The sequence below is a fragment of the Bacillus salacetis genome, assembly GCF_003581585.1.
In the GTDB taxonomy this organism is placed as follows: Bacteria; Bacillota; Bacilli; order Bacillales; family Bacillaceae_B; genus Rossellomorea; species Rossellomorea salacetis.
The window spans coordinates 37,932-44,185 of record NZ_QXIR01000040.1 but is presented as its reverse complement, the minus strand read 5'-3'; the positions used below and the strand labels follow the sequence as shown (position 1 = coordinate 44,185).

The window sequence follows — 6,254 nt, the reverse complement described above, 5'->3', positions numbered from 1 at the left end:
TAAAAAGAGCATGATTTCCATGCTCAATCACTGTCCGCCCCTGTCTTTTCCTCTTGTAACCAGGGAGTTTTGGCTATTGGCAAGATAATGATCAGGGTCCACTCCCTTGGATGTCTCTCCGCTCTCTAACCGCTCCATTATCCTTTTGTTGGCTTTCTCTGTACTGGTACCTTCAGCACTTTGAGAGTTCTTACCATCCAATTCCCGGTTCAATTTCTCGTTTGCATTTACGGATTCAGATCGTTCTTGATTACCGCTCATGATTTAAGTTCCTCCTTTCAAGGGTGCTCATTATGTAGATTCCCTTTCAGGGCCGGAATAATCACGTTTATTATTTCCTCTTCATCACCTGTTTATAACCCTTGATGAAAAGGAGAAAAAGAATTCCACCCAGAAATGCACCGATTGTGTTCATCATCCAATCATCTATATCAGTCGACCTTCCCAAAGGAAGAAAATACTGTGTTACTTCCACTATAATAGAAAGGACGCTTCCAGCGATTGTACTTTTAATAACTATCCATCTACGGTTTCTGATCCACCAGGAATAAAAAAATCCAAACGGAATGAACAGAACTATATTAGCTGATAAATTTCTGATCGGGATATCCAAATGTGTTCGATACACCAGATTCAGTCTCAGATTATCAAATGGCCGAAAATTGGTTCCGCCCTCTAAAGCAACACCAGGGACCAGCGGTGATAAAGTAATAAGGAAAATTCCTCCTGTGGAAATGAGTGTAAACAGAACAGGAATAAGATCAGCCCATCTTGCTTCTCCTTTTCCTCTATGGTTTTTCCAGATATACACAACGGTAACAAGCGCAGCAGTCACTAACGCCAAAATCGGGATGACCCAACTGAACTGCCTCCAGAGCTGTATCATATTCAGCCTACTTTCTAATCTTCATACTTTTCAATTCTATTAGAATATATACTTTCAATTTTAACCATCGATTACTATTTTCATTGAAAATCAGATATGATTCAAGCTAAACTTAAAGGAAATTACTTTTTCCTTTAAAGTAGTTGCGGGGATTGAATGAAATGCTCATAATAATAAGGGACAATTAAGAACTTCTGACAGGAGTGAAATGGAAATGAGTGTACATAAGGCGATTACAAAGCATTCAAATAAACAAAACGCAATCGCGAAAGAATTCCTTAAGCTGGATCAGCAAAGGGAATATTATATTGAGGAAGCTGTCGGCCGCTGCCTGAAAGGTGAAACATTTTCAACAGATAAAATTAACGAAATAACCAAAAGAATCAATGATGAAGCACGGCTTGGGATCGTTCCTGAACGCAAATATGTCACCCTTGATATGGTAAAAGAATATTGCGCCCAATTGGCTGCTGACAAAAAATCAGATTAAAAAAATCCCCCTCGAACGTGGTGTCGAGGGGATTTTTTTCATTCATTGTATGCACTCAGCATCCAGACATGCTGTTCAAGTGAGGACTTGATGCCGATGAACATGTCTGCAGTTGGCTGATCATGGAGGTCTTCTGCCGTTTCAATGAGTTTCTTGGATTCTTTAATTACCTGTTCAAAATCCTTAATCAGGACTGAAACCATTTCCTTGGCATTCTCGCTGCATGACGCTTCCTCTATTGTTGCCGTTTCCAGGAACTTCTTTAAAGTGGCTGCAGGCTTTCCTTTTAAGGTAAGGATCCTTTCAGCAATGTCATCTATGTATTGTCCTGCTTCCGTGTAGTATTCCTCGAATTTCTCGTGAAGAGTAAAGAACTCTGTGCCTGTAACATACCAATGATAGTTATGCAGTTTAGTGTACAGGATATTCCAGTTTGAAAGCTGGTTATTCAGCATTACAGTAAGCCCATTTGACATAGGCTGCTACTCCCCTTTCTATAAAATATGTTTCAATCTGATTAAATTGCCTGTTATAGCTTTCCTTTTATCCTGGAATGTTATACACTTCCACTAGGTTATTTTTTACATGTCCCCTATTTATCGAGCGGGGGCCGTTCCAACGAAATAACCCAATTTTCACGAAAGAGGGTATTCACATGAAGTCAAAATGGACATTAGCCATGCTTGCCGGCATGATTTCAATAGGATTGGCAGCTTGCGGGGATAACAATGAAAACAGCAAGGAAGCTGACAAAGATAATGCAAAACAAGAACAGACAGAACAAACTAAAGAACAAACAGCACAAATGGAAGAAATGCAAAAGAAAATGGAAGAACAACAGGTTGATGAAAAGGCTACTGTCGCTGTCGTCAATGAAGAGGATATCAAGGGACAAGCCTACAATGCACTTCTGAGCGATTCTCAGATAAGATATCAGCAGATGGGACAAGACCCCACTACCAAAGAAGTTGCCGCTCAATTAAAAGAAAGCACTCTGGACAGCCTTATCGGCCAGACACTTCTCCTTCAAGAAGCTGACAAAAAAGGGTATGAAGCCTCAGAAGAAGAAATCCAGAAAGAATTGGATACTATTAAAGAAAACTACGAAGACGATGCACAATTTGAGGAAACGCTGAAAAGCAGCGGCCTTACCATGGATGGACTCAAGGGCGAAATCGCCAATAATATCAAATATACCGCTTATGTTGAAAATGAATTGACTATTGAAGAAGTAAAAGAAGAAGACGTCAAAGCCTACTATGATAAATATGCTGAACAAAGCAGCGGTTCTGAAGAAGCCAAATCACAAGTGCCGGAATATGAAGAAATAAAAGATCAAATCAAACAACAGCTTGAAAACCAGAATACACAGGACGTTTTAACAGCTGAAGTGGAGCGCCTCAAGAAGGATGCTTCAATCGATGTGAAAATTTAATAGTAATGAAAAAAAGCCTGCCGGCCTCTCTATTCCGAGAAGCCAGCAGGCTTTTTTACAGTTCCCTAATGGTGACTTCTGCTTCGTGCCGGTCGTTCCCATCCCAGTTGGAGTGGATTTCAAACACGCCGTCTTTGAAAAAGTAAGGAAGCCTCCTCCTGAACCATGGCTGCATTGGCAGCTCTGTTGCAGCTTTCCGGTTTATCCATTTCAGGTCTCCTTCAGGCGGATTTTTCAGTAAATCTCCACTTGTCTCAGTCGCCAGGTAATTATAGACAACATAGCGGTATTTTTGGTCGGGGATGACAAATTCATCGATTCCTTTAAACTTTAATTTCTCAACAGTCAAACCTGTTTCCTCTTTTACTTCTCTTACCGCACCCTGTGCAGGACTTTCAGGGAAATCCACTTTCCCACCTGGGGCAATATAGCCGGGAAATCCTTTTTCAGATGGCCTTTCAATAAATAACAAATGGTCCCCCTGCTCAATCATTACCATTGTATATAACTGTGTCTCATACTCTTTCCATTTCATTTTATCACCTGCAGATATGTAAATAAGGGCGAAGCAACGCCCTGCCTTCCTATGATTCTACCATGGCTCCCCCATTGACATGAAGCACCTGTCCAGAGACATACCTTGAATCATCCGACGCCAGATATACATATGTGGGAGCGAGCTCAAATGGCTGCCCGGCTCTTTTCATAGGAACATCCAATCCGAATGTTGACGTTTTTTTCGCTGAAAAGCTTGAAGGAATCAGCGGTGTCCATATTGGACCAGGTGCTACGGCATTGACCCTGATGCCTTGAGCAACCAGCTGTTTTGACAGAGACCTTGTAAACGTCACGATTGCACCCTTGGTCGCAGAATAATCGACCAGGTCCTTATTGCCCCGATAAGCTGTAATCGATGCTGTATTAATGATGGAGCTTCCCTCCTTAAGATAAGGAAGCGCAGCTTTCGTCATATAGAAAAAGGAAAAGATATTGGTTCTGAATGTATTCTCAAGCTGTTCATCTGAAATATCCAAAATGCTCTCCTGAGGAACCTGCACAGCACAATTATTCACTAAAATATCAAGTTTTCCAAATGCCCGAAGTGCCTCCTCTACTGCAGCCCTTGAAGTTTGAGGAAATCGCAAATCCCCGCTGATCAACAGGCAGCTTCTACCGATCTCTACAATCCTTCTCCTGGTCTCCTCTGCATCCCTATGTTCATTTAGATAGATGATGGCAATATCTGCGCCTTCTTTTGCCATAGCATAGGCAGCTGCGCGGCCGATACCACTGTCACCGCCTGTCATGATGACCACCTTTCCTTTCAGCTTTTGGCTGCCCCGGTAAGAAGGATCTTCAGATATGGGTTGGGGATTCATAAGGTATTCCATACCCGGCTGCTGCATTTGATGCTGAGGCGGAAATGGGACGGGCATGGTTTTACATTTTCTTTTATATGAGTAGTAAGGATATACAGGATACATGATTTCACTCCTAATTTTGAGTTCTATCGTACCCTATTCCATTGTCTTCATTACTGTGCCGCCGATCTCCACTTTCGCTTGTTTTCAATCCTGATGGTAAGCCCGATGGAATCAAGTGTCTCAAGAAACGGGATTAAATACTTTCTTGATAACCCCAGGATTTCCTTGGCCTCGGGCAAAGCAAAGTCTTCATTCGTCTTTTCCATCAAATGCTGGACAGCATGTTCAAAGACCTCCCTGTCAAAAGCAATGGAATCATTTATGAAGATGACTTTGTTCTGCTCACGATAATATTGAAGCAGACCCGGCTGCATTTCGGCAGGAATTCCTGCATTCATCAAATATGCTTCCATATCTTCCGGCTTAAGTCCAGCGCTTTTAAGGGACTGCAGTACTTGATCAGACCTTTTCAGCCACTGAGCAGGCACAGATGGAGTGAATCCAGTCCGGGCAATGAAATGTCCCGTTTGTGTCCATTTTCCCGATTTCAGGTTCTGCTTAATCAGCTGGTTAACCAATGAATCAGTGTAGCTGCTTTTAAACAGTTGTATCAGACTGGCTTTGTCATAGCCCGATTTCAAAGGGAAATTTTCATGAATTGCTGCCAGCTCTTCCTCAATCAACTGCTCAAGGTTTGTTAGCACTTGTATGGAAGTAATCTCACCATTGGGAAGCGAAAGGAGGTTTCCTTCCTTCACGAGCCCGTCAAGGACACCTGATGATATGGATGTTTCCTGCAAGAGCCCGCTTCTGCTCAACACTTTATGTTGTAATAGAGCATCTTCGGCCCGCTGCAGCGGGGTACCATTCTTTTTCTGCTGCAAGAAGCGGATTGTGTCCTGTCCAAATTTATACCTGCCGCCATTAGGGTCGATAATGTTTCCTCCGCCAATCGTTTCAGCTGGTGTCGGTCTCCTAAGTATGAAGCGGTCGTTGCGTTTCACCACAATTTCATCCTCAAGCCGTATTTGACATAGAATTTCCTCTTGGCTGCTTTCAGCTTCATTCCTGTCAAAGAAGATGATCCTGCCCATGGTTTCCGATGTTCCAGTATGCAGCTTCACAGGCATTCTCTGCTTCACCGGATGATCAAGATCTTTCACCATCGTCATACTGACATCGATAGTGTCTGTCACCGTGAAGAATTCCGATTTCACCAGCACATCTCCACGTACGGCTTCTTCTCTTGATACCCCTGATAGGTTTACTGCTGTGCGTTGACCTCCGAATGCTTGAGAAGCTGGTTTGTGATGGACCTGGATCTGCCTGGCTTTTGTTTGTTTTCCTGAAGGAAGAAGCATCAGGGAGTCACCTTCCCTGACACTTCCTTCATAAACAGTGCCTCTGACCACTGTTCCCTGCCCCTTAACGGTAAACACCTGATCAATAGGCATCCGGAAATCACCTGTTATACTCCTGGAAGGAACTTCTTCAAGGAATCGAAGAATGGAAGTCCGCACATCAGCTATGCCTTTTCCGGAGATACTGTCCGCCAATATGACTGGAGATCCTTCAAATACCGTCCCCTTCAATTCTTCTATGATTTCTTCACGTGCCAGGCTGTGTAAATCCTCATCCACTTTATCAATCTTGCTCAACACGACAATGCCTTGTCCAACACCAAGGAACGAAAGGATTTCAAGATGTTCTTTGGTCTGGGGCATAACACCCTCATCTGCTGCTACAACAAGAATTACCAAGTCGATGCCAGCCACCCCGGCAATCATCTGTCTGATAAACCTTTCATGTCCAGGTACATCCACAACCGATATTTCCAACTCCCCTGTCTCAAGAAGGGGAGCAAACCCCAGTTCGATGGAAATCCCTCTCTCCCGCTCTTCCTTTAGACGGTCTGTTTCTTTATTTGTTAATGCTTTGACTAATGCGGTTTTCCCATGATCGATATGGCCGGCCATCCCGACTGTAAAATATCGTTTCGCCATTCCCTCACCTTCTTTC

At 43.1% G+C, this 6,254-nt stretch carries 8 protein-coding genes; 2 read left to right on the top strand and 6 right to left on the bottom strand.

Translation table 11 applies throughout. The features are described 5' to 3' along the window. Window positions 1-27: 27 nt before the first annotated feature. Together D3H55_RS21015 and D3H55_RS21010 are read right to left on the bottom strand one after the other, a co-directional pair. The gene (locus D3H55_RS21015) at window positions 28-261 is read right to left on the bottom strand and encodes a hypothetical protein (protein WP_119549270.1); all 234 of its coding nucleotides are present in this window, start codon (window positions 259-261) and stop codon (window positions 28-30) included. A gap of 70 nt (window positions 262-331) precedes the next feature. After that, window positions 332-886, bottom strand: coding sequence for a VanZ family protein (locus D3H55_RS21010; protein ID WP_119549269.1), 555 nt, complete (start codon window positions 884-886; stop codon window positions 332-334). 214 nt (window positions 887-1,100) lie between these two features. On the opposite strand from D3H55_RS21010, the gene D3H55_RS21005 reads away from it, so the two are divergent. Continuing rightward, window positions 1,101-1,376, top strand: a complete 276-nt coding sequence (locus tag D3H55_RS21005; RefSeq protein WP_119549268.1) for a YpbS family protein — start codon at window positions 1,101-1,103, stop codon at window positions 1,374-1,376. Between the two features lie 38 nt (window positions 1,377-1,414). On the opposite strand, the gene D3H55_RS21000 is transcribed toward D3H55_RS21005, so the two are convergent. Continuing rightward, entirely contained in the window at window positions 1,415-1,852 is a 438-nt protein-coding gene (locus tag D3H55_RS21000; RefSeq protein WP_119549267.1) for a Dps family protein, read from the bottom strand. Window positions 1,853-2,031: 179 nt separating this feature from the next. Between D3H55_RS21000 and D3H55_RS20995 the strand changes: the two genes are divergently transcribed. Further along, the gene (locus tag D3H55_RS20995; RefSeq protein ID WP_119549266.1) at window positions 2,032-2,811 is read left to right on the top strand and encodes a SurA N-terminal domain-containing protein; all 780 of its coding nucleotides are present in this window, start codon (window positions 2,032-2,034) and stop codon (window positions 2,809-2,811) included. 55 nt (window positions 2,812-2,866) lie between these two features. On the opposite strand, the gene D3H55_RS20990 is transcribed toward D3H55_RS20995, so the two are convergent. Genes D3H55_RS20990 through selB form a run of 3 tightly spaced genes read right to left on the bottom strand, consistent with a single transcriptional unit; the run spans window position 2,867 to window position 6,238 of the window. Continuing rightward, complete coding sequence (locus D3H55_RS20990; protein WP_119549265.1) at window positions 2,867-3,346, bottom strand: 8-oxo-dGTP diphosphatase; 480 nt, start codon at window positions 3,344-3,346, stop codon at window positions 2,867-2,869. A gap of 49 nt (window positions 3,347-3,395) precedes the next feature. After that, a complete protein-coding gene (locus D3H55_RS20985; protein ID WP_119549264.1) occupies window positions 3,396-4,295 on the bottom strand; it encodes an SDR family oxidoreductase in 900 nt (299 codons plus the stop codon). A 50-nt stretch (window positions 4,296-4,345) separates the two neighbouring features. Beyond that, complete coding sequence (selB, locus tag D3H55_RS20980; protein WP_119549263.1) at window positions 4,346-6,238, bottom strand: selenocysteine-specific translation elongation factor; 1,893 nt, start codon at window positions 6,236-6,238, stop codon at window positions 4,346-4,348. Window positions 6,239-6,254 lie beyond the last annotated feature (16 nt).